The 23,458-nt window shown below is 65.0% G+C and carries 19 protein-coding genes and 1 pseudogene; 4 read left to right on the top strand and 16 right to left on the bottom strand.

What is annotated here, in order from left to right; all coding sequences use genetic code 11:
* Positions 1-16: 16 nt before the first annotated feature.
* Both G566_RS0109850 and G566_RS0109845 read right to left on the bottom strand, forming a co-directional pair.
* Positions 17-802: an enoyl-CoA hydratase/isomerase family protein gene (locus tag G566_RS0109850; RefSeq protein WP_022680507.1), complete on the bottom strand. Its 786-nt coding sequence runs from the start codon at positions 800-802 to the stop codon at positions 17-19.
* A 1-nt stretch (position 803) separates the two neighbouring features.
* Positions 804-2,147 (bottom strand): L-serine ammonia-lyase, encoded by a 1,344-nt coding sequence (locus tag G566_RS0109845; RefSeq protein WP_022680506.1) that lies wholly within the window; start codon positions 2,145-2,147, stop codon positions 804-806.
* Positions 2,148-2,264: 117 nt separating this feature from the next.
* On the opposite strand from G566_RS0109845, the gene G566_RS15130 reads away from it, so the two are divergent.
* Both G566_RS15130 and G566_RS0109835 read left to right on the top strand, forming a co-directional pair.
* Positions 2,265-4,151, top strand: a complete 1,887-nt coding sequence (locus G566_RS15130) for an acyl-CoA dehydrogenase family protein (protein ID WP_022680505.1) — start codon at positions 2,265-2,267, stop codon at positions 4,149-4,151.
* 9 nt (positions 4,152-4,160) lie between these two features.
* The gene (locus tag G566_RS0109835; RefSeq protein WP_022680504.1) at positions 4,161-4,961 is read left to right on the top strand and encodes a crotonase/enoyl-CoA hydratase family protein; all 801 of its coding nucleotides are present in this window, start codon (positions 4,161-4,163) and stop codon (positions 4,959-4,961) included.
* Position 4,962: 1 nt separating this feature from the next.
* Here the strand turns inward: G566_RS0109835 and G566_RS0109830 are convergent, their stop codons facing one another.
* The 11 genes and pseudogenes from G566_RS0109830 to G566_RS0109790 form a co-directional block, all read right to left on the bottom strand.
* A complete protein-coding gene (locus G566_RS0109830) occupies positions 4,963-5,364 on the bottom strand; it encodes a hypothetical protein (protein ID WP_156874492.1) in 402 nt (133 codons plus the stop codon).
* A gap of 65 nt (positions 5,365-5,429) precedes the next feature.
* Positions 5,430-6,617: a CaiB/BaiF CoA transferase family protein gene (locus tag G566_RS14125; RefSeq protein WP_040605584.1), complete on the bottom strand. Its 1,188-nt coding sequence runs from the start codon at positions 6,615-6,617 to the stop codon at positions 5,430-5,432.
* Positions 6,618-6,859: 242 nt separating this feature from the next.
* Positions 6,860-6,982, bottom strand: a pseudogene (locus G566_RS15935) (acetyl-CoA C-acyltransferase); the annotation flags it as partial.
* 11 nt (positions 6,983-6,993) lie between these two features.
* Positions 6,994-7,116 carry a PEPxxWA-CTERM sorting domain-containing protein gene (locus G566_RS15125; protein WP_022680501.1) on the bottom strand — a complete coding sequence of 41 codons (123 nt, stop codon included), beginning with the start codon at positions 7,114-7,116 and terminating at the stop codon, positions 6,994-6,996.
* Between the two features lie 21 nt (positions 7,117-7,137).
* Positions 7,138-7,617, bottom strand: coding sequence for a hypothetical protein (locus G566_RS14120; RefSeq protein ID WP_169522837.1), 480 nt, complete (start codon positions 7,615-7,617; stop codon positions 7,138-7,140).
* Positions 7,618-7,733: 116 nt separating this feature from the next.
* The gene (locus tag G566_RS0109815) at positions 7,734-8,930 is read right to left on the bottom strand and encodes an acetyl-CoA C-acetyltransferase (RefSeq protein ID WP_022680499.1); all 1,197 of its coding nucleotides are present in this window, start codon (positions 8,928-8,930) and stop codon (positions 7,734-7,736) included.
* Complete coding sequence (locus G566_RS0109810; RefSeq protein WP_022680498.1) at positions 8,927-10,075, bottom strand: acyl-CoA dehydrogenase family protein; 1,149 nt, start codon at positions 10,073-10,075, stop codon at positions 8,927-8,929. The genes G566_RS0109815 and G566_RS0109810 overlap by 4 nt, the downstream gene beginning before the upstream one ends.
* A 6-nt stretch (positions 10,076-10,081) precedes the next feature.
* Positions 10,082-10,882, bottom strand: a complete 801-nt coding sequence (locus G566_RS0109805; protein WP_022680497.1) for an HTD2 family dehydratase — start codon at positions 10,880-10,882, stop codon at positions 10,082-10,084.
* The gene (locus G566_RS0109800; protein WP_022680496.1) at positions 10,879-12,087 is read right to left on the bottom strand and encodes a CoA transferase; all 1,209 of its coding nucleotides are present in this window, start codon (positions 12,085-12,087) and stop codon (positions 10,879-10,881) included. Before G566_RS0109800 ends, G566_RS0109805 begins: the two co-directional genes overlap by 4 nt.
* A gap of 22 nt (positions 12,088-12,109) precedes the next feature.
* A complete protein-coding gene (locus tag G566_RS0109795; RefSeq protein WP_022680495.1) occupies positions 12,110-13,363 on the bottom strand; it encodes an acetyl-CoA C-acetyltransferase in 1,254 nt (417 codons plus the stop codon).
* A gap of 73 nt (positions 13,364-13,436) precedes the next feature.
* Complete coding sequence (locus G566_RS0109790) at positions 13,437-14,579, bottom strand: acyl-CoA dehydrogenase family protein (protein WP_022680494.1); 1,143 nt, start codon at positions 14,577-14,579, stop codon at positions 13,437-13,439.
* Between the two features lie 89 nt (positions 14,580-14,668).
* On the opposite strand from G566_RS0109790, the gene G566_RS15415 reads away from it, so the two are divergent.
* The gene (locus G566_RS15415) at positions 14,669-15,493 is read left to right on the top strand and encodes a hypothetical protein (protein ID WP_040605589.1); all 825 of its coding nucleotides are present in this window, start codon (positions 14,669-14,671) and stop codon (positions 15,491-15,493) included.
* 158 nt (positions 15,494-15,651) lie between these two features.
* Here G566_RS15415 and G566_RS0109780 read toward each other — a convergent pair whose 3' ends face one another.
* Entirely contained in the window at positions 15,652-16,212 is a 561-nt protein-coding gene (locus G566_RS0109780) for a cysteine dioxygenase family protein (RefSeq protein ID WP_022680492.1), read from the bottom strand.
* Positions 16,213-16,314: 102 nt separating this feature from the next.
* Between G566_RS0109780 and G566_RS0109775 the strand changes: the two genes are divergently transcribed.
* The gene (locus G566_RS0109775) at positions 16,315-18,705 is read left to right on the top strand and encodes a zinc-dependent metalloprotease (protein ID WP_022680491.1); all 2,391 of its coding nucleotides are present in this window, start codon (positions 16,315-16,317) and stop codon (positions 18,703-18,705) included.
* 73 nt (positions 18,706-18,778) lie between these two features.
* Here the strand turns inward: G566_RS0109775 and G566_RS0109770 are convergent, their stop codons facing one another.
* Positions 18,779-20,362, bottom strand: a complete 1,584-nt coding sequence (locus tag G566_RS0109770; RefSeq protein WP_022680490.1) for an amidohydrolase — start codon at positions 20,360-20,362, stop codon at positions 18,779-18,781.
* Positions 20,363-20,386: 24 nt separating this feature from the next.
* Entirely contained in the window at positions 20,387-23,290 is a 2,904-nt protein-coding gene (locus tag G566_RS0109765; RefSeq protein WP_022680489.1) for a TonB-dependent receptor plug domain-containing protein, read from the bottom strand.
* Between the last annotated feature and the right edge of the window lie 168 nt (positions 23,291-23,458).

Below are 23,458 nucleotides of genomic sequence, written 5' to 3'. Positions count from 1 at the left end.
GCAATTACCTTGAGCGTCAGTTTCCGCTGAATCGTCCGGGGCGTTTCTCGCGGAAGGCGGCCAACGCCTCGGCAAAATCCGCGCCTTGCGTCGCCAGCAGCCATTGATCGGCATCGGCGTGCAGCACGGCGGCATGGAGCGCGCCCGAAACGGCGTTGATGCTGCGCTTGATCATCTGCACGGCCATCGGCGGCAGCGCGGCATAGTCGGAAGCCAGGGCCAGCGCCCGCGCTTCCTCGGTGCCGGCCGGCACGATTTCATCGATCAGGCCCCATCGCTCGAGCGTTTCGGCATCGAACAGCGCACCGGTCATCACCATGCGCTTGGCGCGGGCCGGCCCGACCAGTTCGATCAGCGGCCCCAACGCGTTCCACATCAGGTTGATGCCGATCTTCACCTCGCCATAGCCTGCCCGCGAACCCGCCGCCGCCACCCGGAAATCGCAGGCCGTGGCGATGCAGGTGGCGCCGCCGGTGGCCACGCCTTTCAGCGCCACAATAGTTGGCTGATCAATGCCCTGCACCGCCCGCATCACCCGCGCGCCAAGCTGCGCAGCGCGGCGGGCTTCAGCCAATGGCGCGGGCGCCGCCAGCCGGCCTTCCATCTCGCCAATATCGGCCCCCACGGAGAAATCCGTCCCCTCCCCGCGCAGCACCACCGCACGCACATCGCCGCTCCCACGCAAACTGTCCGCCAGCCGCTCCAGTTCCGCCAGCATCGCCTGGCTCAGCGCATTGCGCTTTTCCGGGCGGTTGAGGGTAATGGTGGCGATCGTGTCGCTCACGGAAAGGGTCACGTCCATTTCAGCACTCCACCACGTTCACGGCCAGCCCACCCTGGCTGGTTTCCTTGTACTTGTGGCTCATGTCGATGCCGGTCTGGCGCATCGTCTCGATCACCTGATCAAGGCTGACACGGCTCAGGCCGGGCCGGTGCAGGGCCAGCCGCGCGGCGTTGGCGGCCTTCACGGCGCCGATGGCGTTGCGTTCGATGCAGGGGATTTGCACCAGCCCGCCAACGGGATCGCAGGTGAGGCCCAGATTATGCTCCATGCCGATCTCGGCCGCATTGGCGACTTGTGTGGGCGAGGCGTTCCAAACGGCGGCCAGCCCCGCCGCCGCCATCGAGCAGGCGACACCCACTTCGCCCTGGCAGCCCATTTCCGCCCCGGAGATCGACGCGCGCTGCTTGTAGAGCAGGCCAATGGCGCCGGCAGTGGCGAGGAAGCGGCGGCGTTGTTCCGCCCCTTCGCAATAATGCTTCATCACGGCGGGCAGGATGCCGGCCGCGCCGTTGGTCGGCGCGGTCACCACCTGGCCGCCGGCGGCATTTTCCTCGTTCACCGCCATGGCATAGACGTTGAGCCAATCAAACAGCCGCTCCGGCTCGTTGGCGCTGCGGCCCTGCTGCAACTGCTGCCACAGCGATGGCGCGCGGCGTTCCACTTTCAGGCCACCGGGCAATATGCCTTCGGTCGTCAGCCCGCGATCGATGCAAGCCAGCATCATGGCGGCAACATGATCCAGCCCGGCCAGTGTCTCGGCGCGCGGGCGGATGGCGTCTTCATTGGCCAGCACGATGATTTCGAGGCTCTGGCCGGTCGCTTCGGCAATGGCCAGCAGCTCGGCGGCGCTGGCAAAGGGGTGCGGCACGTCCCGACCAGTCGCCACCCGATCGGCCGGGGCGGCCTGCTCCAGCTGGCGCCGGCTGGCGATGAAGCCGCCACCGGTGGAGAACCACTCCTCTTCGGCCAGCACTGCATCGCCGGCCAGCACGGCGAGGCGCATGGCGTTGGGGTGCAGCAGATCGCGGGTGTCGTAATCGAGGCTTATATCGGTGGCAGGATCGAAGGCGAGGCCACTCAGCTGCTGCGTCCGCTCCAGCGCAGCCAGATCGCGCTCGGCCTGCAGCGCGTCGAACGTCTCCGGCGCATGGCCCAGCAGCCCCAGCGCCGTCGCGCGCAGCGTGCCGTGACCATGGCCGGTGAAGGCGAGACTGCCTTGCAGCGTCACCACCACCCGCGCGCCTTCCGGCCAGCGCCGCCGCGCCAGCCGTTGGCCATAACGCAGCGCAATGCGCATCGGCCCCACCGTGTGCGAACTGGAAGGGCCAACGCCCACGCGAAACATGTCGAGCACCGAAAGCATGGCGCAATCGTGGACGAGGCGGCGCAGAGGGGCAATGGGGGGCCGCAATGGCGGGCTGCAATGGCTGGCGGAAACTCCAGCCTGTGCGCAGACGAAAGCTGCGCCTAAGCTGCTGCCATGGATGAAGTGCTGATCGATCAAGTGAGCCGGCTGCTCGCGCATGAAGCGACCGACGCGCGCCTGCGCGCGGCGCGAGCAGGCGGCCGAGCGGACGGCTGGGACGCCATCACCGCTGCCGGCCTGCCGCTGGCGCTGGCCAGTGAGGCGGCGGGGGGATTGGCGCTGGATGCCGCGACCGTGCTGGCTATCGCCCGCGCGCACGGCAAGGCCGGCGCGCCATGGCCGCTGGCCGAAGCGATGATCGACGCGGCGCCAGAGTGTCCGGCCGAGCTATGGGCGCCGGCGCTGGCCAGCGCCGAGATCGCCGGCCTCGCCGAAACCGTGCTGGCGCTGACCCTGGAGTGGACCCAGACGCGCCAGCAGTTCAGCAAGCCGCTGTCGAAGAACCAGGCGGTGCAGCACAGCCTGGCGCAGATGGCGGCCGAAACCGCTGCAGCCGGTGCAGCGGTCGGGCTGGCAGGATTGGGGCTGGCGGGTGAAAACTGGGCGATGGTGGCGGCAGGCAAGGCCCGCGCCAGCGAAGCGGCCGGCGTGGTCGCGGCGCTGGCGCACCAGTTGCACGGCGCCATCGGCGTGACGGCGGAACACCGGCTGCACCTGTTCACCCGTGCGCTATGGCAGCGCCGCGATACGGCCGGTAGCGAACATGATTGGCACACACGGCTGGGGGCTGACGTGCTGGCGCGCGGCAGCCTGTGGCGGCTGGCGACGGATGAACCGCTGCTCGGTCCGGCCGAATCGGCCGCGGCCGGTGATCGTTTCCGCTTTCCGGTGGTGGCCGAAACCGCCGCGCGCGCCGATTTGCGCTGCGACGTGCGGGATTTCCTGGCCGAGGAGCTCGCCGCCCTGCCCCCGGATGTCCGCGCCCACAGCTGGAACGGCCACAGCCCGGATTTCAGTCGCAAGCTGGGCGAACGCGGTTGGCTGGCGATGACATGGCCGAAGGCGGTAGGCGGGCATGAGCGCAGCGCGCTCGACCGACTGGTGGTGATCGAGGAACTGTTGGCCGCCGGAGCGCCCGTCGCGGCGCACTGGATTGCCGACCGGCAGACCGGGCCGTTGCTGCTGAAATATGGCACGCCGGAACAGCAGGCGGCGTATCTGCCCGCCATCGCGCGCGGTGAGCTATTTGCCTGCATTGGCATGAGCGAGCCGGGGGCGGGATCGGACCTGGCCGCGCTCACGACCCGCGCGCGGCCGGTGGACGGCGGCTGGCGGGTGAACGGCACGAAATTGTGGACCACCTATGCCCACAAGGCGCACGCCATGCTGTTGCTGTGCCGCACGGGCGAAGGCCAGCGGCATGAAGGTCTGAGCCAGTTGCTGGTGCCGATGGACTCGCCGGGCCTGAAGCTGCGCCCGATCATCGATCTGATGGGCGAACATCATTTCAACGAAGTGCATTTCGATGATGTGTTCGTACCCACCGATGCGCTGGTCGGCAGCGAGGGCAATGGCTGGGCGCAGGTGATGAGTGAGCTGGCTTATGAACGCTCCGGCCCCGAACGCTTCCTGTCGACACTGGTGCTGGCCGAGGAACTGGTCGCGGCACTGCCCGAAGACGCGGCGGCCGCCCATGCCCCGCTGGGCCGGCTGGCGGCGCACCTGATGGTGCTGCGGCTGATGGCGCGCGGTATGGCGGCCCTGCTGGAAGCCGGCGAAGATCCCGCGTTGGAAGCGGCGATGGTGAAGGACCTTGGCGCGACCTTCGAACAGGCCATCCCCGAAATCGCCCGCAGCCTGTTGCCGCTGATCCCCGATCCGCCCGGATCGCTGCTGGCCACGCTGCACGCCACCGTACAGATCGCGCCGATGGTGAGTTTGCGCGGCGGCACCCGCGAAATATTGCGCGGCATCATCGCGCGCGGCCTTGGCGTCCGATAGGAGAGTGAAATGACCGAGCATGTCCTTTACGAACGCGATGGCCACATCGTCACGCTGACCCTCAATCAGCCGGAACTGCGCAACCCGGTTTCGGATGACGACATGGTGGATGCGATCCTGGCGGCGCTCATCCGGCTGGAGAATGACCCGGATGCGCGCGTTGCCATCCTCACCGGAGCCGGCAGTGCCTTCTCCTCGGGCGGCAACCTGAAGAAGATGGCGAGTGGCGACGGGCTGGCCAGTGCGTCGCCGATCAAGACCCGGCGCAATTATCTCACCGGTATCCAGCGCCTGCCCCGCGCCTTTGCCGCGCTGGAAGTGCCGATCGTGGCGGCGGTCAACGGCCCGGCCATCGGTGCCGGCTGCGACCTCGCCTGCATGTGCGACATCCGTGTCGCCGGCGAGAGCGCGAAATTTGCCGAGAGCTTCGTGAAATTGGGCATCATCCCCGGTGACGGCGGCGCCTGGCTGCTGCCGCACGTGGTGGGCCATGCCAAGGCGGCTGAAATGGCGCTGACCGGCGACTTGGTGGACGCTGCCGAAGCACTGCGCATCGGGCTGGTGAGCAAGGTGGTGCCGGATGCGGAATTGCTGGATGCGGCCCGCGCTTATGCAAACCGCATCGCTGCCAACCCACCGCAGGCGGTGCGGATGACCAAGCGGCTGCTGTGGGAGGCCCGTCAGGCCAGTCTGGAAACCGTGCTGCAGCTTTCCGCCGCCATGCAGGCGCTGGCCCACACGACCAGCGACAACAAGGAAGCGATGACGGCCTTCCTCGAAAAGCGTCCGCCGCAGTTCAAAGGACAGTAGTTCAGCGGGCGTTGAAGGCGCGGCGGTGCAGCGTGGCCATCCCGATCACCACCAAGAAGGGCTGCATCACGAAGGTCGCAAAGCCAGCACTTTCCGCCATCCCGCTCGGCCCGGCGATGGCCCGCCACGCCACTTCCAAGCCCAGCATCACGGCGAGCAGAAACAAGGCATCGGATGACAGGCGGTGCAGGCGAAGGCTGGTCAGGCCCCAATCCAGCAACGTCCGCGCCAGGCAATAGAAGATCAGCAGCCAGCAGATATTGCCGGCGAGATGGCTTTCATCCCAGCGCCCCAGAAAACTGCCAAGATGGCCCTGCACTACCAACCACAATGCCGACATCACCAAGAAGGCGCGCCGCACCCAAACAACGCCGCCGACGTCGGTATCACGATCTTCCATCACTCTTGCCACCCGCAACTATGCATCCAATACGGGTGTAATTATCGTCGTTTTACGTAAAATCCAGGTTAACCATCCAACCAATCGGCCAAAATACTCTGCTCGTCTTCACCCACGCGCGGTGGCGGGCGGCGCATTGTGGCCGGCGTGGCGCTGAGTTTGCCGGGGAAAGCGACGCTGGGGATATGGGCGCCATCGGCACGCACGAAATCATGCACGACATTGCGCGCGGTGATGAAGGGATCGGCAAACACCTCGCTCACCTTGTTCACCGGTCCGGCCGGAACCCCGGCGGCGGCCAGCCGGTCGATCAGTGGCAGGCCGGGTTCGTTCGCCACCAGCCGCTGCACTTCGGCCTCGATGGCGTCGCGGTTGATCAGGCGGGCGCTGGCGGTGACGAAACGCGCATCCTGCGCCAGTTGCGGCACGCCCATCAGCGCGCAGAAGGCACGGAACTGGCCATCGTTGCCGATGGCGATGATGATGGTGCCATCAGCCACATCGAAGGTCTTGTAGGGCACCACCGTGGGGTGGCGGTTGCCCAGCCGGCCGGGATCGACGCCGCCCACCAGCCAGTTCATCGCCTGGTTGGCCAGGCAGGCGATCTGGGTGTCGAGCAGACTGATATCGATGTGCTGGCCTTCCCCGGTGCGTTCGGCATGGCGCAGCGCGGCCAGGATGGAGATGGTGGCATAAAGCCCGGTGGTGACATCGGCCATGGCGACCCCGGCCCGCAACGGCTGGCCGCCTTCCTCGCCGGTGATGGCCATGAAGCCGCCCATGCCCTGCGCCACGAAATCATAACCGCCGCGGCTGGCATAAGGCCCGGTCTGCCCGAAACCGGTGACGGAACAATAGACAAGGTTGGGCTTCACCGCCCGCAGGCTTTCCCAATCGAGGCCATATTTCTTCAGGCCGCCCACCTTGAAATTCTCGATGACAACATCGGCCTTGGTCGCCAGTTGGCGCAGCAGCGCGGCGCCTTCGGACGAGGCAAAATCGACTGCGATGCTGCGCTTGTTGCGATTGGCAGCGAGATAATAGGCCGAAGTGCCGATCTCGTCCTCACCGTCCGCGCCTTTCAGGAAGGGTGGGCCCCAGGCGCGGGTATCATCGCCGCGGCCGGGCACTTCCACCTTCACTACGTCGGCGCCCAGATCGGCCAGGATCTGCGTGCTCCACGGCCCGGCCAGCACGCGCGACAAATCAAGCACACGAATGCCGGCCAGAGCGGCGGGAGCGGTCATTTCAGTCATGATCTGGAGGTAACCGGAAAAAGAAAACGGTGCCAGCCCACAAGGACTGGCACCGCTCCTAGCCCCCGACCGGGGTTAGCCGTTGCTGAAGGGCGATTGCCCCGATCTGGAGAAGTTTGCCGCGATCGTGACTGAACGCCCCTGTACGCGACTGACTCCCCCGAATCACACTCAAGTCTCTGTTACCAAACTATGAAGGTCCAACAAAGCGGAAAGAAGTTAACAACTTGACACAGAGGTGATCAGACACTTTCAAAGATGGCGGACAGTCCTTGGCCACCACCGATATACATGGTCTGCAATCCAAAATGGGCCTTTCACCGCTGCATTTCGTGGCACATCGAAGCCAATGTGCGCCCGCCAGTTATAGGGCTGGTCAGGCCATGGCGGTGCGGCGGCGCAAAATGGTGCCCACCATGCCAAAGCCGGCGATCATCATCGTCCAACTGGCCGGTTCCGGCACCGGCTCATAAGCACTGCTCAGGATTTCAACGCGCAAGCCTGAGGGGTTGCCATTGGCCTAGGCGAGGTTGAGAAGCCGAAAACTGAGCGTATTGAGACCGCCAATAAAGCCGGTGCCGGCCGAAAAACTGGTCCACTGGTTGAATGTCCCCAGTCCGGCCTGGGTGATCTGGGTGCCATTGAGCAGGATCGAGGTCACCGTATTATCGGACGCGAAACGGCCGTTGAAGCTCGCCGTACCGGGCACGAATTTGCCGAGATCGAAGGCGATCGAATAGGTGTAGAAGCCGTTTGAAATGGGGTCCAGCGATTGGTTGCCGTTGCTGGTTGGCGTCATCCAACGCGAAACGCTGTTGTTGGCCAGCCACGCGCCATTGATGGAGCCGCTATTCCAAGGCCGGCTGATGCCATTCAAGAACCAGTTCTGTTCTTGCACTGTGCCGGTTGTGACAGCCGAATTATTGGCTAGCCGGCCACTGTTGAACAGCCCTGGAATGGCCACGACGGCCTGCGCTGGAACCGCAGCAATGACCAGCAATCCAAATGCGATTGAACGCACAATCATGTGCTTGCTCCGCGTCGACCCCGGGCGATGACATAATGTATTAACGTTAAGAAAACACAAACAAGACAATGGCCTTGGCGCGATTCCTCTTATGCTTTCTCAAAGATGGCCGCCAATCCCTGGCCACCGCCGATGCACATGGTCTCCAATCCGAACCGTGCATCACGGCGGTGCATTTCGTTCAACATCGTCGCCAATATGCGCCCACCAGTTGCCCCGATCGGGTGGCCAAGGCTAATGCCGGAGCCGTTGACATTGAGCTTGTCGGGGTCGTTCCAGCCCCAGCCTTTCAACACCGCCAGCACTTGCGGTGCAAAGGCTTCGTTCAATTCGACCAGATCAATATCATCCCATTTCATGCCGGTCCGCGCGAACAACCGCTCCACCGCCGGCACTGGGCCGATGCCCATGCGTGACGGGTCGCAGCCGGCCGCGGCCCAGCCGGTCAGCCAGGCCATAGGTTCAAGGCCCAGCGGTTCCAGGAGCTCTTCGGCCACCACGAGGCAAGCAGACGCCCCGTCGTTCTGCTGGCTGGCGTTGCCGGCGGTCACCACGCCGTCTTTCTCGATGGACTTCAACAGCACCAGGCTTTCCGGCGTCGCGTCGGCGCGGATGCCCTCGTCCGCCGCAAAGATGATGGGCGGGCCCTTCTTCTGCGGGATTTCCACCGGCACCAGTTCATCGACGAATTTGCCGTCTGCCCAGGCCTTGGCGGCGCGCTGGTGGCTTTGCGCGGCATAGGCATCGCATTCTTCGCGGCTGATGCCATAATCCTTGGCCAGATTGTTGGCGGTTTCAATCATGCCTGAAATCACGCCGTAACGGCTAATTGGCTGGCTCATCACCCGGCCCCGCACCAGGCGGTCGTGGAAAGTGGTACTGCCCATGCGGGCGCCATTGCGGTGATCGGTGCTGTAATATTCAACCTGGCTCATGCTTTCGACGCCGCCGGCGACAACGATATCAGCCGCGCCCGTTGCCACCCGCATCGATGCATCGATCACCGCCTGCAGGCCCGATCCGCACCGCCGGTCGAGCGAGACGCCTGGCACGGATTCGGGAAAGCCCGCCGCCAGCCACGACCAGCGCGCCACGCACGGCGCCTCGCCGTTGGGGTAGCCGTGCGCGAACACCACGTCGTCCACGCGTTCCGGATCGATCTTCGTGCGCTCCACCAGCGCCTTCAGGATGATCGCGCCCAATTCGCCGGCCGGAAAGCCCGCCAGCGACCCACCAAAACGGCCAACCCCAGTGCGAATGGGGGAAACAATTGCTGCGCGCCTCATTGGGTCTTCTCCCGCATCATGGCCTTGGCGATGATCGTCTGCTGGATCTGGCTGGTGCCTTCATAGATCCTGAGCAGCCGTACATCGCGATAGAAACGTTCCACCTTGTATTCCGCCATGTAACCGGCGCCGCCGTGGATCTGCACGGCGCGATCGGCAATGCGGCCCACGCCCTCGCTGGCGTGGAGTTTCAGCACCGAACATTCGCGGGCGCTGACTTGGCCGGCATCAAAGCGCGCGGCGGTGCGCTCAAGCAGGGCAGCGGTGGTCAACCGATCCACCTCCATATCGGCCAGCATGGCCTGCACCAGCTGGAAATCGCCGATGCGGCTGCCGAATTGCTGGCGCTCCATGGCGTAAGTCAGGCTCATGTCGATCAGCCGGTCCGCCATGCCCAGTGCAACGGCAGCGATGTGGATGCGGCCACGATCGAGCACCTTCATGGCGGTGCGGAAACCCTGACCGGGCACGCCGCCGATGATGTTGGCGGCGGGCACCATCACGTCTTCCAGAATCACATCGCAGGTCTTGGCCCCGCGTTGCCCCATCTTGCGATCGGGCTTGCCCAGCGAGATGCCGGGGCTGTCGGCGGGCACGATGAAGGCGCTGATGCCGCCGGCGCCCTTCACGTCGGGTTCCGTCCGCGCCATCAGGGTGAACACCGTCGCGCGTGGGGCGTTGGTGATGTAGCGCTTGGTGCCGTTGATGCGGTAATGATCGCCTTCGCGCACCGCCGAGCAGCGCAAGGACGCCGCATCGGAACCGGCGCCCGGCTCAGTCAGCGCGAAGCTGGCAATGGCCTCACCGGTGGCGAACTTCGGCAGCCACGTGGCCTTCTGTTCCGCCGTGCCTTCGATCATGATGCCCTGGCTGCCGATGCCGACCGTGGTGCCGATCAGGCTGCGGAAGGTGACGCTGGCGCGGGTGAGGATGCGTACCAGCTGCGATTCCTCCGCCATGGTCAGGCCAAGGCCGCCAAACTCTTCCGGCACCGACAGGCCGAACAGGCCCATCGCCTTGAATTCGGCTACGATATCGGGCGGGATATCGTCGGCTTCTTCCACCGAGTCTTCGGCCGGGATCAGCCGTTCTTCGACATAGCGGGCCAGCTGGTCTTTCAGCAGACCAAAGGTTTCAGTGTCCATCGCGCTTCACCCCGCGTTCGCTTGCATTGCCACCGTGCCGTCACAGCGCAGCGCCTGCAAGCCATCATCACTCGCTGCCAGCGCAATCGGCTGCCCGGCGAATAGCGGCGCCTGGGCCCGGAAGGCGAATGTCTTCGCCGGCCCGTGTCGCTGTTCCCACAGGCCAAGCAGTTGCGCTGCCACCAGCGGGCCGTGGACAACAAGGCCGGGATAGCCCTCCTCGCCGCTTGCATGGGCCAGATCATAATGGATGCGGTGCGCGTTGGCGGTGGCGGCGGAAAACAGAAAGAGCTGCACCGGGCCGGGGGTGAAGGCGACATCACACGTGGGCGGCGGACTTACGGGGATAGGCAGCGGCACGGGCGGGCCATCATCGCGCCACACAATCGTCTGCACTTCCTCCAGCGCCTTTTCGCCCTCCTGCCAGATCTCGATCCGCACCTGGCCGAGCAGCAGCGTGCCGGTCTTGCCATGCTTGGGCGCAAGGCTTTCCAGCACCCGCATCTGCATGGCGGGCATGCCGGCGATCAGCGGGCGATGAAACTGATAGTCCGCACTGGCGAACATGCGGCGCGGCAAGAAAACCGGCGGGAAGAAACCGCCGCGAACCGGGTGGCCGTCCACCCCGCGCTGGCCGGGCGGCGGCAGGAACAGCGCAAGATGGCCCAAAGGCGGCCAGCCCAGCGTCTCCACGTCCCAACTCAACGCCTCGGCCAGCCGCACCACATCCGGGCCGTGCAGCACCTCCTCGCGCCATTCCGGCTTGCCACACCAGCTTTGCCAATGGGCGATGTCTTCGGGCGTCATGCCACCAGCCCCTTGTCATGCAACGCGCCGATGGCGCTGCCGGACAGCCCCAGCACCTCGCCAAGCACGTGATCGGTATCGGCCCCCAATTGCGGCGCCGGGCGCACCGGGCCGCGCGGTTCGCCAGCCAGCGTCGCCGCCGGACCGGCAGCGGGATAGGTGAGGCCGGATTTGTGCGTGATGGTCTGGAAAATCGGGTTGGCGGTGAACAGCCGCGCATCGCCGTGCACGGCCTCAGCCAATGTCTGATAGGGACCCCAGGTCACGCCGGCCGCATCAAGGCGTGGGCCAAGCTCGACAAGTTTCTGCGCCGCCATCGCCGCTTCGAACAACGGGAACAGCAGGCCGCGATGGGTGAAGCGGGCACCTTCATCGGCCGTGAAATCAGCGCCAGTCGCGGCCTCCACCGCCGCCACGGCCTCACCCAAGCCCAGCGCCGCCACCAAGCCGCGCCATTGTTTCGGCGTGATGGCGACAAGGTAAATGCGCAGGCCATCTGCGGTGGCAAAATCTCGCCCGAACGCGCCGAACAGATCATTGCCCAACCGGCCGCGATCCCCCTGCAACAGGGCTTCGGCAGCAAAACCGAGGTGAGACAGCGACGTGGCCGCCAAATCCGACAGCGGAACGCGGATCTCGGCTCCCTCCCCCGTCTGCCGGCGGCGATGCAACGCGCTGACCATCGCAAACGCCGCCCAGGTGCCGCCCAGCAGATCCCAGGCCGGCAACACGGCATTCACCGGGCGCGTGTCGTCCACCGGCCCGGTCATTGCTGGCACACCCACGGCGGCATTCACCGTGTAATCCAGCGCCGGCTTGCCGTCGGCCCAGCCCATGATACGTGCGGTGATGATGTCCGGCCGGCGCGCGGCGAGATTGGCGTGAGACAAGAAGCCATCCACCGGAAAATTGGTTAGGAACAGGCCGGCCTCGTCGCCCGGCGCGGTGGCCAGGGCGAGGGCCAACTCGCGGCCTTCAGCGCGCGACAGATCAATCTGGATGGAACGCTTGGCCTTGTTCAGCCCCTCCCAATAGAGGCTGTCACCAGCCTTGGTCAGCGGCCAGCGCTTGTAATCCGGGCCACCGCCGATCTGATCGATGCGGATCACCTCGGCGCCCATCTGGGTCAGATAAAGCCCGCCGGTCGGCCCGGCGACAAAGGCCGCCGCTTCAACGACGCGCAGGCCGGAGAGGAGCTGGTACATCAGCCCCTCCCCCGCTCTGCAATCACATGCGCTCGATAATGATCGCCGGGGCCATGCCGCCAGCCGCGCACATCGTCACCAGGCCGCGCTTCAGATCGCGGCGTTCCAGTTCATCAAGCACCGTGCCGATCAGCATCGAACCGGTGGCGCCGATCGGATGGCCCAGCGCGATGGCGCCGCCGTTCACGTTCACCTTGTCGCGATCCAACTTCAGATCACGGATGAACTTTTCCGCAACCACGGCAAAGGCTTCGTTGATTTCCCACAGGTCGATATCATCAACGGTAAGCCCGGCCTTGGCCAGCGCCTTGCGGGCGGCCGGCACCGGCGCATTCAGCATCAGTGTCGGGCAATCGCCCATGTTGGCCATGGTCACGATACGGGCGCGCGGCTTCAGGCCGTTCTTTTCGGCATAGGCCTTGCTGGCCAGCAAAACGGCGGCGGCGCCATCGACCACGCCCGACGAGTTGCCGGCATGGTGCATATGCTCGATCTTCAGATCGGGATATTTGGCGTTGATCAGCTTGCGGAAGGTCGTGCCCTGCGCGTCCAGCGGCATGTCCGCGATCTTGGTGAAGCTCGGCTCCAGCGCCGACAGGCCTTCCATCGTGGTCTGCGGGCGCGGGAACTCTTCATGATCCAGCGCCAGCGTGCCGTCTTCGCGGTAAACCGGGATCACACTCTTGGAAAAGCGTCCTTCGGCAATGGCTTGCGCGGCGCGCTTCTGGCTTTCCAGGCCCAACGCGTCAACATCGGCGCGGCTGATGCCTTCCATGCTGGCGATGGCATCACCGCACACGCCCTGGTGGCTTTGCGGGTGGTGCGCCTGCAGGCGGGCGTTGCCGCTGCCCATCATCATCGGCGGCAGACCGGCCGCACGCTCTTCCTGGGCCATGGTGGCGGTATAGCTCATCATCTCGGTGCCACCGGCGATCAGCAGATCTTCCATGCCGCTCATGATCTGGGCGGAAGCCAGGTTCACCGAAGTGATGCCGCCGCCGCAGAAGCGATCCAGCGTCATGCCGCTGGCCTTCAGATCATAGCCGGCATCAAGCGCGGCCATGCGGCCAAGATCGCCGCCCTGCTTGCCCTTCTGGGTGGAGGTGGACCAGATGATATCGTCAACTTCAGCCGTATTCAGATGGTTACGTTCGGCAATGGCCTTCAGCACGGCCGCGGCGAGGTGCTGCGGGTGCATGTCAGCCAGGCTGCCCTTGCCCACCTTGCCAATGCCACGCGGGGTGCGGACGGTATCGATGATATAGGCTTCGGCCATTGATCTTCTCCCTTATGGAACCGGCGTACCCTACGCTTGTCGGCGCCTGCGTCGATTGCGGTTTTTGGCAGTCTCAGTAACTCTTGGGCAGGCCCAGCACATGCTCGGCGATATAGGCGAGGATCAGGTTGGTGGAGACCGGCGCGACCTGATAAAGCCGTGTTTCCCGGAACTTGCGCTCAATGTCATACTCGGCGGCGAAGGCGAATCCGCCCAGAGTCTGCATCGCCGCCTCGCCGGCCTGCCAGCTGGCTTCGGCGGCTAGCATCTTGGCCATATTGGCCTCCGCCCCGGCCACTTCGCCGGACTCGTAACGTCGGCAGGCATCGGCGACGACCAGCTTTGCGGCATGAGCGCGGGCGTGGGCCTGGGCGAGCGGGAACTGGATGCCCTGGTTCTGCCCGATGGGGCGCCCAAACACCTGGCGCTCCTTCGCGTAACTGGTTGCGCGATCGAGGAAAAACCGCGCATCGCCGATGCATTCGGCGGCGATCAGGATCCGCTCTGCGTTCATGCCGGACAGGATATAGCGAAAGCCCTGCCCTTCCTCCCCGATGCGATTGGCGGCGGGGATGCACACATTGTCAAAGAACACCGCCGTCGTGCCATGATTCATCATGGTTTCAATCGGTTGGATCGAAAGGCCGGGACAATCCCGCATGTCGAGCAGGAACACCGACAGGCCCTCGGTGCGCTTGGCCACCTGATCCTTGGGCGTCGTGCGGGCGAGCAGCACCATCAGATCGCTCTGCGCGGCGCGACTGGTCCAAATTTTCTGACCATTAATCAGATAGTTGTCGCCGTCCCTTACTGCTGTCGTGCGCAAGGACAGCGTGTCACTGCCCGACGTTGGCTCGGTCACGCCAAAGGCCTGCAGGCGCAGCTCGCCCCGCGCAACGGCCGGCAAATATTGGCCTTTTTGCGCCGTCGAACCATGGCGCAGCAATGTGCCCATCACATACATCTGCGCATGCGCCGCCGCACCATTGCCGCCGCTGGCGTGGATCTCTTCCAATATCGCGCAGGCCGCCGACAGCGGCAGGCCAGAGCCGCCAAACTCTTCCGGAATCAACGCCGAAAGCCAGCCTTCGCGCGTCAACGCCTGCACAAATTCAATGGGATAGGCGCTGCTCTTGTCCTTCGCCCGCCAATATTCGCCGGGGAAGCCAGTACAGAGTTTCGCCACTGCGGCGCGGATATCAGGCCAATCGTTCATGCCGCCATCAGGCCCTGCCAGCGCCTTGTCTGCAAGCCCTCCTGATGGGCAGGGTTGCGGGCCCGCCCAAGCCGGGGCAGCGTGGCGGCATGGACGCCCTGCCCCTGCTCCTCGATTGGCTGAAGCCCCGGCTGGGGCATGGCCCGTTGATCATCGGCCTGGCCGGTGCACAAGGCAGTGGCAAGTCCACATTGGCGGCGCAACTAGCGCAGCGGCTGCCGTTCTGTACCGGCGCGCTGCCAAACGGTGCCGGCGCGCTGCCGGACGCTGGCGGCAGCGTGGTTGCCGTGTCCCTCGACGATTTCTACCTGACCCGCGCTCGCCGGCAGGCGCTGGCCGCCCACGTCCACCCGCTGTTTGCCACCCGCGGGCCACCCGCCACGCATGATCTGCCGCTGCTGCTGGATGTGCTGCTGCGCGTCCGTTCCGGCCGGCCGGTTTCGCTGCCGGTGTTCGACAAATTGGCCGACGACCGCCTGCCCCCGCAGCACTGGCGGCACTTCGCGCGGATCGACGTGCTGATCCTGGAAGGCTGGTGCATCGGCGCCCGCCCGCAGCCCGCCGCCCTGCTCGCCGAACCAGTGAACGCGCTGGAAGCCGCCGAAGACCCCAACGCCCTCTGGCGCACCCACATCAACCAGGCCTTGGCCGGCAGCTATGCCCGCGCCTGGGCGATGCTCGACGCCCTCGCCTTCCTCGCCGCCCCCGATTGGGAAACCGTCCCCCGCTGGCGCGCCCAGCAGGAAGCCGGCCTCACCCGCGCCACCGGCCGCACGGGCATGTCCCCCACCGCTATCACCCGCTTCTGCGCCCACTACGAACACCTCACCCGCTGGCAATTGGCGGATACGCCCCGCCACGCTGGCCTCACCTTACGGCTGGATGGGCAGCGGCGGGTGATCGGCGTGCGCTGAACGGAGAGAAGCCAAAGTGGCCTCCGGCGGCCAGGGTCGCAGACCCTGGACCCGTTTGCTTTCAGGCAGCCTCGATCCCCAACGTCATCCAAAGCGACAGATCACGAAAGCGGGTGCAGGGGCTCAGCCCCTGCCCGCCGGAGGCCTCTTGTCCGACTTCACGAAAACGCTGGCGTGTCCGGACCGTTGGCGTAGCCGGAGATGAAGGGCTTGATGCCGCCCTCTGGCGGATAGACGTGGCGCGGGTGGCGGCCGATGTCGGTGCCATAGACGTGGATGCTCACCGAGACGGCTTCGACGGCGTTCGAGACCTTGTGGATGTCACCCACATCCGGGCCGACCAGTTCGACCATGCCGGGGTGGAGTGTGTGGCGATCGCCGATGGGGCGCGGTGGGGTGGTGCCGTCGGCGGTGTAGGCCTGGCTGTGCTCGGCGCCGCGGAGCACGCCGACAGCGCCCCAAACGCCATGATCGTGGATGGGCGTCGCCTGCCCCGGGCCCCAGACGAAGCTGACGATGGAAAATCGCCCCGTGGGATCAGCGTGAAGCAGATATTGCTGATGATGTTCGGGGTGCGGCTGGGCATAGGCGGGGGGCAGCCAATAATCGTGGGCGACGAGGCGAGCGAGGGCGGCGCTCACGGTTTCGTGGGCGGCGGGCTGACCGAGGGCGACGTGCACGGCGGCGATGAAGCGCATCAGGGGATCGGGCGTGTTCATGCGTGGTGAGTGTGGCGCAGGGCTGGGCCTGCGTCAAAAACCGGCTTTCGCTGGCCGGGTTCGGGTGCCACTCTACCGGGGATTTGATCAATGGGGGCAGGCATGAAGCGGTATTTGTTGGGCACGGCGGTTGTGGCGCTGTTGGCGGCTCCGGCTCTGACGCAGGAAACGGCCTATATGCCGGTGAGCATCGACGCCGCGAAAGGCCGCGTGCTGCTCTCCGTGCCGGCGCTGGATACGGATATTCTTTACTACGTCAGCCTGGCCAGTGGCGGCGGATCGGTGGAATTGCCGTTGGATCGTGGCACGATGGATTCAAGCCTGATCCATTTCCGCCGCGTGGGCAGCAAGATCCTGGTGGAGGAGCAGAACCTGTCCTTCCGCAGCCTTGCTGGCGATGCCGCGCACAGCCAGGGCGTGAAGGACAGTTTCCCCACCTCCATCATCGCCAGCCTGCCGATCGAAAGCGATGCCGGCGGGAAGATCGTGGTGGATGCGACCGCACTGGTGATGCGCGATGCGGCGGGCGTGGAGGCGATCATGCGCCGGGCCAACCAGGGCGCGTACAAGTTTGATGCTGGCCGTTCGGCGCTGAACGCGGCGCGCACCAAGGCCTATCCGCTGAACACGGAGCTGGAGATTTTTGCCAACTTCACCGCCGACAATCCCGGTGGGCTGGTGCGCGAGGTGGCGCCCACACCCGGCCAGGTGACGATGCGGGTGCACCACAGTTTCCTGAAGGCGCCGCCCACCGGCTACACCCCGCGCGTGGCGGACCCGCGCATCGGGGTTTCCACGTTGAAGTTCAAGGATTTCAGCGCGCCGTTTTCGGGCGGCATCGATACCGAGTGGGTGACGCGCTGGCGGCTGGAGAAGAAGGATCCGACGGCGGCGCTGTCCGAACCGGTGACGCCCATCACCGTCTATTTCGATCCGGCCATCCCGGCCCCCATTCGTCACGCTATGAAGCAGGGCCTGCTGTGGTGGAACAAGGCCTATGAAGCGGCCGGTTTCACGAACGCGCTGGTGGCGAAGGACGCGCCGGCGGAGATGGATGCGCAGGATATCCGCTACAACTACATGCAATGGATCAACCGGGATGAGCGCGGATTTTCGTCGGGCGGTTCCTATCGCGATCCGCGCACCGGTGAGATTTTGGGCGCCAAGGTGCGGATGGACAGCCACCGCATTCGCACTGTGGGCAATTATTGGGATGCCTATGCCGGCGGCCTGCCGGGCGATGGCAGCGGCGTGACCGTGGCGGATGCTTCGTTGGTGAACGGCCAGTTCGCCGCCATGCCGCAGGGGCAGCGCGACATGGTGCTGCTGCGCCAGGCGTTGCTGACGGCGCATGAATTCGGCCATGCGCTGGGTTTTGGCCATAATTTCGCGTCGAGCCTGAACAACCGCGCTTCGGTGATGGAATATCCGACACCGCGGGTGACGGTGAAAGGCGGCAAGCTGGACCTGTCCGAGAGTTTCCAGAAGGCGATCGGCGCGTACGACACGATGATGGCGCGTTATGCCTATACGCCTTTGAAGGATGAGAAGGCCGGGCTGGACGCGATCATTGCCGACATGCGCAAACAGGGCCTGCTCTATGTGCCCGAAAGCGATCCGCGCTGGACCTGGTACGATGATCGGGCAACCCCGGCGGAGGGCCTTGCAGAAGCGCTGGCGGCGCGGCGGATCATGCTGGCCAATTATGGTGCGGACAGCGTGCTGTTGCCCGGCGAGCCGGTGGGGGAATTGCGCAATCTGCGGCTGTGGATGGTCTATCTCCATCACCGCTATCAGGTTGAATCGGCCGTGAAATATATCGGCGGGCTCTATACCGACATCAAGGTGAAGGGCGAACCTGGCCCGGCGACCATCGCCATCCCGGCCAAGTTGCAGCGCGACACGCTGGGGCGGCTGCTGGAGAGCTTGCAGCCGGCCGAACTGGCGATGCCGGAGAAACTGCTGGCCGAGCTGACCCCCGATCCGGGCCGCAATCTTGAGGATCTGTCCGACGATCCGGTGTTCAACCAGTTGCAGGCCGCGCGAATTGCCGCGGCGCTGGTGGTGGAGCCCCTGCTCGCCCCCGACCGCGCGGCGCGGCTGGTGAGTTTGCAGGCGCGCGGGGCGGATGGCGTGACGCTGCCCGAACTGATCGACGCGCTGATGGCGGCGAGCTGGAGCGCCAAAAGCGGCGATGCGGCCCTGCTGCGCGTGGTGCAGAAGGCGGTGCTGGATGGCCTGATGATCCTGGGCGCGTCGTCCACCACTGCGCCGGAAGCCCGGGCACTGGCATTGCAAACGCTGGCCGGGTTGGCGAGCGCCCTGCCTGCGAAGGGCGGCGATGCGCTGGGGGCGGCCTTCAACCGACAGACGGCGGCCGATATCGCGGCCTATCTCGCCGATCCGGCGGGTAAGGCACCCAAATCGGTTGGCATTCCCTGGGGCAAGGGCCCGCGCAGCCGCAACCCGCTGCCGCCGGGGCCGCCGCTGTAAGCCAGACGGAACCGTTACGAAAAGGGCCGGCGCCTCGCGGCACCGGCCCTTCGGTTTGCGGATCGCGCAAGGCTCACTTCACCTTGGCGAAATCCTCGTAATTGATGCCCAGTTGTTCCAGGTAGCTCTTGTACTTGGCCGGGTCGTAATAGAATTTTTCCTGTTGCGGGCGCATCTTGCTCATGATGTCGGCGTTCAGCCAGATCGCTGGCTTGTCCTCCGGCGTCAGCAGCGGGTCGTACTTGTCGCTCTTGAACTGCACGTCCTGCTGATAGGTCTTGGCATCCGAGATGATCTTGGGCGTGGTCGCCAGATCGAGGATGGTCATGGCAACGGCCTTGGCGGCGACCACCACGCCCTTGTGGGCGATCGGCGTCGCCATGGCGATGGCCGATTGGCGGTTATGGCCGATGGCGTTGGGGATGTTGGACGGATAACGGATGGTGACAGTGGGCACCGTCCACATGATGTCGCCAATATCATCCGAACCGCCGCCCATCGAAACGCCGCGCAGATCGGGCGTCGAAAGCGGGGCAAGCGTGGTGGAGAGCGCCTCCACCTTCTGGCCGTTGGCCTGCTGCATCGCCTTGGCAAAGCCTTGGTCGGCCGCAGACCAGCTGGGCAGGCCCACGCTCTTGATGTTGGCGTACAGCGCTTCGGCCAACGGCTTGTTGCCATAGTTCGGCGCGGCATAGCCCAGAGTGCGCTTAGTCACCGTGGTATCGGTGGCCATGGCGGCGGCATCGGCGATGCGGTTGCCGATTTCATAAAGGCCGCGGATCTTGGCGAAGCTGCCTTCGCGGAAATAATACCAGACGCTGGCCTTTTCCGGCACGATGTTGGGCTGGCCGCCGCCTTCGGTGATCACATAATGGCTGCGCTGGGTGACGGGCAGATGCTCGCGCCGCATGTTCCAGCCGATGTTCATCAGTTCAACGGCGTCCAGCGCGCTGCGGCCGTCCCAGGGCTGGCCGGCGGCGTGCGCGGTCTTGCCCTTGAACGTGTATTCCACGCTGACCATGCCATTGTTGCCGGCTGGGCCCCAACTCACGCCGAAATCGCGGCCAACGTGAGCGAAGATCGACGCATCCACATCCTTGAACATGCCGGCGCGCACATAATAGGCCTTGGTGGCGAGCAGTTCTTCGGCAACGCCGGGCCACAGCATCAGCGTGCCCTTGATGCCGTTCTTTTCCATCACCTGCTTGGCGGCGATGGCGGCGACGATCATCATCGGCATGCCGCTGTTGTGGCCTTCGCCGTGGCCGGGGCCGCCTTCCACCATCGGCTTCATCTGCACGACGCCGGGATATTGCGACAGGCCGAGCAGGCCATCGATGTCACTGCCCAGCGCGATCTTCGGGCCGGGGCCGTTGCTCCACGTGGCGGTGAAGGCCGTCGGGATGCCGGCGGCGCCGCGCACCACGGTGAAGCCGTTCTTTTCCAGGATGCCGGTCAGATATTCGCTGGTCTTGTGTTCCTGGAAACCGGGTTCGGCATAGCTGAACACCATGTCCACCATTTCCTGCGCCAGCTTGCTCTGCGCGTCGACCAGTTCGGCGCTCAGTTTCTTCTGGGCCGGCGTGGCCAGCGCCAGCGCCGGGCTGGCCATCACACTTGCCGCCAGCAACGCGGCGATCATCTTGGCAGTCTTCATCGTCAAAGCCCCCCTGTTGGCTTCTCAATATTCGAAACGCACGCCCATACGGTACACGCGGCCGAGCACATCATACAAGTTGCGGTTGGTCATCGGATAGGCCGGCGTGTTGTTGCCGGTCGGGCCGTTGCCCACCAGCACCGGATCGCTGTTCAGCAGGTTGCGGACATACAGGAACAGATCGACCTTGGATCCGCCCAGCTTCACCTTCTTGGTGATGGAGGCATCCACATACCATTGGCCGGCGATCTGGTTGTTGTTGATGGTGCGGGCCTGCGGCGTGGAGGCCGGGCAGCCGGTGGTGCATTCGATGAAGTTGTTATCATACACCCCGCCCGAGAAGCCGCGGCCGACGAGGTTGAAGCTCCAGCTGTCGATCTCGTAATTGGCGGTCAGGCGGTAGTTCCACGATGGCGTGGCATCGCCGCCGCCGGCATTCTGGCCAGCCAGATCGCGGGCGACATCGATGCCGTTATCGATGATGTTATCGATATAATGGCTGGCCAGCGCGCGCAGCGTGGCCTTGCCGCCGCCCAGATCAAAGCGGTAGCTGGCTTCCAGATCGATCCCGCGCACCTTCACCGAAGCGAAGTTGAACGGCACCAGCTTGATCGAGGTGATCGGGCTGGCGGCGCCGGGGGTACCGTTGAAGGTGATGAACTGGCACAGATCCTGGCGGTTCTGTTCGATGCACAGCGACGTGATGGTCTGTGCGGTGATGGTGGCGATGGCGCCCGACAGATCGATGTCGAAATAATCCACCGAGGCGGCAAAGCCGGGCAGGAAGCTGGGCGTGAACACGCCGCCGATGCCCCAGGTCAGTGCGGTTTCCGGCTGCAACGCGGTGTTGCCGGTGGTCTGTTCGAGGAACTGATCGGTACGCTGGGCGCCGCCGGGCTGCAGCACGTTCACCGTGTTGGTGCGGGCGGTGCCGGGGGCGAACAGTTCATTGAGGTTGGGCGCGCGGATGTCGCGGCTGCGCACGACGCGCAGTTTGAAATCATCGATCACCTGCCAGGTGGCACCGGCCTTCCAGGTGGTGACGCTGCCGGAAGTGGAATAATCGGTGACGCGGATGGCGCCGTTGAAATCCAGACCCTTGGCCAGCGGCACCACGGTTTCGACGAAGGCTTCCTTCACGTCATAGGCACCCTGGGTGACCAGATAGTTGCCGTAGAGCCAGCCGGAATTGAACTGCGGATCGACCGAGCCATTCACCCGCTCCCGACGATATTCACCGCCGAAGGCGAAGCTGACCGGACCAGCCCAGGTGTCGAACAGTTCGTTGGTGGAGATGTTGATGGCCGCCACGTCCTGACGCAACGACTGGAAGCGCTGCGGCTGCTGGCCGTTGTTGAACACATAATCGATGGCAGCCTGCGTCACGCCGCCGATGCCGATGCGGTTCAAGGGAACGCAGCCGTTGGTCGGAGCGGTCAGGGTCGAACGGCAGACGATGGTGCCGGCCGCGATGCCGGCGGCATTGCCGGCGGGGGCGCGCACCGCATCCTGCGCGAGGCTGACCCGGCTGTTGAGCCAGGTGTTGGTGAGCAGTTCGTTGGTCTTGGCAACACCGACCTGATAATAGGCCGCATATTTCCAGCCGATCTTGCCGGTTTCGAATGCGCCATCGGCGCCGGCGACAAAGCGATAGACTTCGCGGGTGTTGTTGGAACCAGCGGCCGGGAAGCCGGCATTGCTGGTGCCGATCGAGATGTTGGTCAGGCCGCGCGCGGTCATGTCGGTGACCAGCGCGGTGGGCAGGAAGGCGTTGTCACGCTGGATGGTGATGCCGGTGGACGGCGTCTGCTGGTAGAAGCTGCGGCCATTGTAGCCGGAATAGCTGTACTGCACGAAGGGCACGAAGGCGCTGCTCACCTCGAAGCTGAGGCGGCCAAACACGTTGCCGCGCTCTTCATCGGGCGACAGGCTGTTGCTGTTCCAATGGCCTTCGCGGCTGACCCGGAAATCGCCACCCACCATCCACTGGCCGCGATTGGGGCCATAGGTGAACTGGTTCAGGCTGGCCTGACCGTTGGTGATCTGGCCGAAATAGGTGCCACGCAGCGGGCCGGAATTGATGATGCCGCCGGGTGTGAACTGATAGGTGCCGATGCCGCTGGCCACGAGGCGTTCGGGCTGGCCATTGCCGGCGACGAAGGCCGGATTGTCGATCTGGAAAAAGCCGCTTTCCTGCCACGGGCGATCATAGGTATCGACGCCCTTCTGGGTGAAATAGTCGCCGGCCAGCAGCACCTTGCCGCGGCCATCGGCGAAATCGAAACCGCTGGTGATGCGGAACGTATGGTTGGGCGTGTCACCATAATCGGTGATGCCGAATTCATATTCGGCGCGGAAGCCCTTGAAATCGCGATTGAGCGCGAAGTTGATCACCCCGGCGACGGCATCGGAGCCATAGGCCGACGACGCACCGCCGGTGACCACTTCAACGCCCTTGATCAGGCCCTGCGGCACGGTTTGCGTATCGACGAGACCCACCGGCGAGGACGCGACCGAGCGTTGCCCGTCGATCAGCACCAGCGTGCGCGCCGCACCCAGGTTGCGCAGGTTGACCGTGGCGATACCGGCCTGGCCGTTGGACAGCGAACCCGAGTTGGTGGACGAGCTTTGCGAACCGCGCACCGATGGCAACGTGTTCACATAATCGCCGATATTGGCCTGCGGTTCAGCCTTCAGTTCGGCTTCGGTGACAACAGAAACAGGGGTCGGCGCATCATAGCCGGTGCGGGCGATGCGGCTGCCGGTAACGGTGATGACGCTGGTTTCAGCCTCTTCGGCGGCCGGATCGGCGGCAGCCGTTGCGGCGGGCGCGGTCTGGGCGAAGGCCGGCGTGATCAGCGCCAGGCTGGCGACCCCCAGCAAGGCCATGCGGCGGATATCGGCAACAGCACGGTGGTTCGTCGTCATCAATCAAGACCCCCAGAAATGCCCGGCCTGCACCGGAGCGAACCCTGCCAGATCGGGCGATGGGCCGGAGCGTTTCATGCCCTTCAAAACCCGATTCTCTCCAAATCCTGCGCGTGACAGATGCATGACAGCGCCGCGCGGGGCGTTACGTTGTTTGGCGTAGGCAAG

Origin of the sequence: Sandarakinorhabdus limnophila DSM 17366, from assembly GCF_000420765.1 — a bacterium.
Classification (GTDB): domain Bacteria; phylum Pseudomonadota; class Alphaproteobacteria; order Sphingomonadales; family Sphingomonadaceae; genus Sandarakinorhabdus; species Sandarakinorhabdus limnophila.
The sequence above is the reverse complement of the archived record's forward strand: the minus strand, read 5'-3'. Positions and strand labels throughout refer to the sequence as shown.

Coding starts and splice junctions, on each gene's coding strand:
- G566_RS0109850 (WP_022680507.1), bottom strand. CDS start 802: ATGGACGTGACCCTTTCCGTGAGCGACACGATCGCCACCATTACCCTC.
- G566_RS0109845 (WP_022680506.1), bottom strand. CDS start 2,147: ATGCTTTCGGTGCTCGACATGTTTCGCGTGGGCGTTGGCCCTTCCAGT.
- G566_RS15130 (WP_022680505.1), top strand. CDS start 2,265: ATGGATGAAGTGCTGATCGATCAAGTGAGCCGGCTGCTCGCGCATGAA.
- G566_RS0109835 (WP_022680504.1), top strand. CDS start 4,161: ATGACCGAGCATGTCCTTTACGAACGCGATGGCCACATCGTCACGCTG.
- G566_RS14125 (WP_040605584.1), bottom strand. CDS start 6,617: ATGACTGAAATGACCGCTCCCGCCGCTCTGGCCGGCATTCGTGTGCTT.
- G566_RS0109815 (WP_022680499.1), bottom strand. CDS start 8,930: ATGAGGCGCGCAGCAATTGTTTCCCCCATTCGCACTGGGGTTGGCCGT.
- G566_RS0109810 (WP_022680498.1), bottom strand. CDS start 10,075: ATGGACACTGAAACCTTTGGTCTGCTGAAAGACCAGCTGGCCCGCTAT.
- G566_RS0109805 (WP_022680497.1), bottom strand. CDS start 10,882: ATGACGCCCGAAGACATCGCCCATTGGCAAAGCTGGTGTGGCAAGCCG.
- G566_RS0109800 (WP_022680496.1), bottom strand. CDS start 12,087: ATGTACCAGCTCCTCTCCGGCCTGCGCGTCGTTGAAGCGGCGGCCTTT.
- G566_RS0109795 (WP_022680495.1), bottom strand. CDS start 13,363: ATGGCCGAAGCCTATATCATCGATACCGTCCGCACCCCGCGTGGCATT.
- G566_RS0109790 (WP_022680494.1), bottom strand. CDS start 14,579: ATGAACGATTGGCCTGATATCCGCGCCGCAGTGGCGAAACTCTGTACT.
- G566_RS15415 (WP_040605589.1), top strand. CDS start 14,669: ATGGACGCCCTGCCCCTGCTCCTCGATTGGCTGAAGCCCCGGCTGGGG.
- G566_RS0109780 (WP_022680492.1), bottom strand. CDS start 16,212: ATGAACACGCCCGATCCCCTGATGCGCTTCATCGCCGCCGTGCACGTC.
- G566_RS0109775 (WP_022680491.1), top strand. CDS start 16,315: ATGAAGCGGTATTTGTTGGGCACGGCGGTTGTGGCGCTGTTGGCGGCT.
- G566_RS0109770 (WP_022680490.1), bottom strand. CDS start 20,362: ATGAAGACTGCCAAGATGATCGCCGCGTTGCTGGCGGCAAGTGTGATG.
- G566_RS0109765 (WP_022680489.1), bottom strand. CDS start 23,290: ATGACGACGAACCACCGTGCTGTTGCCGATATCCGCCGCATGGCCTTG.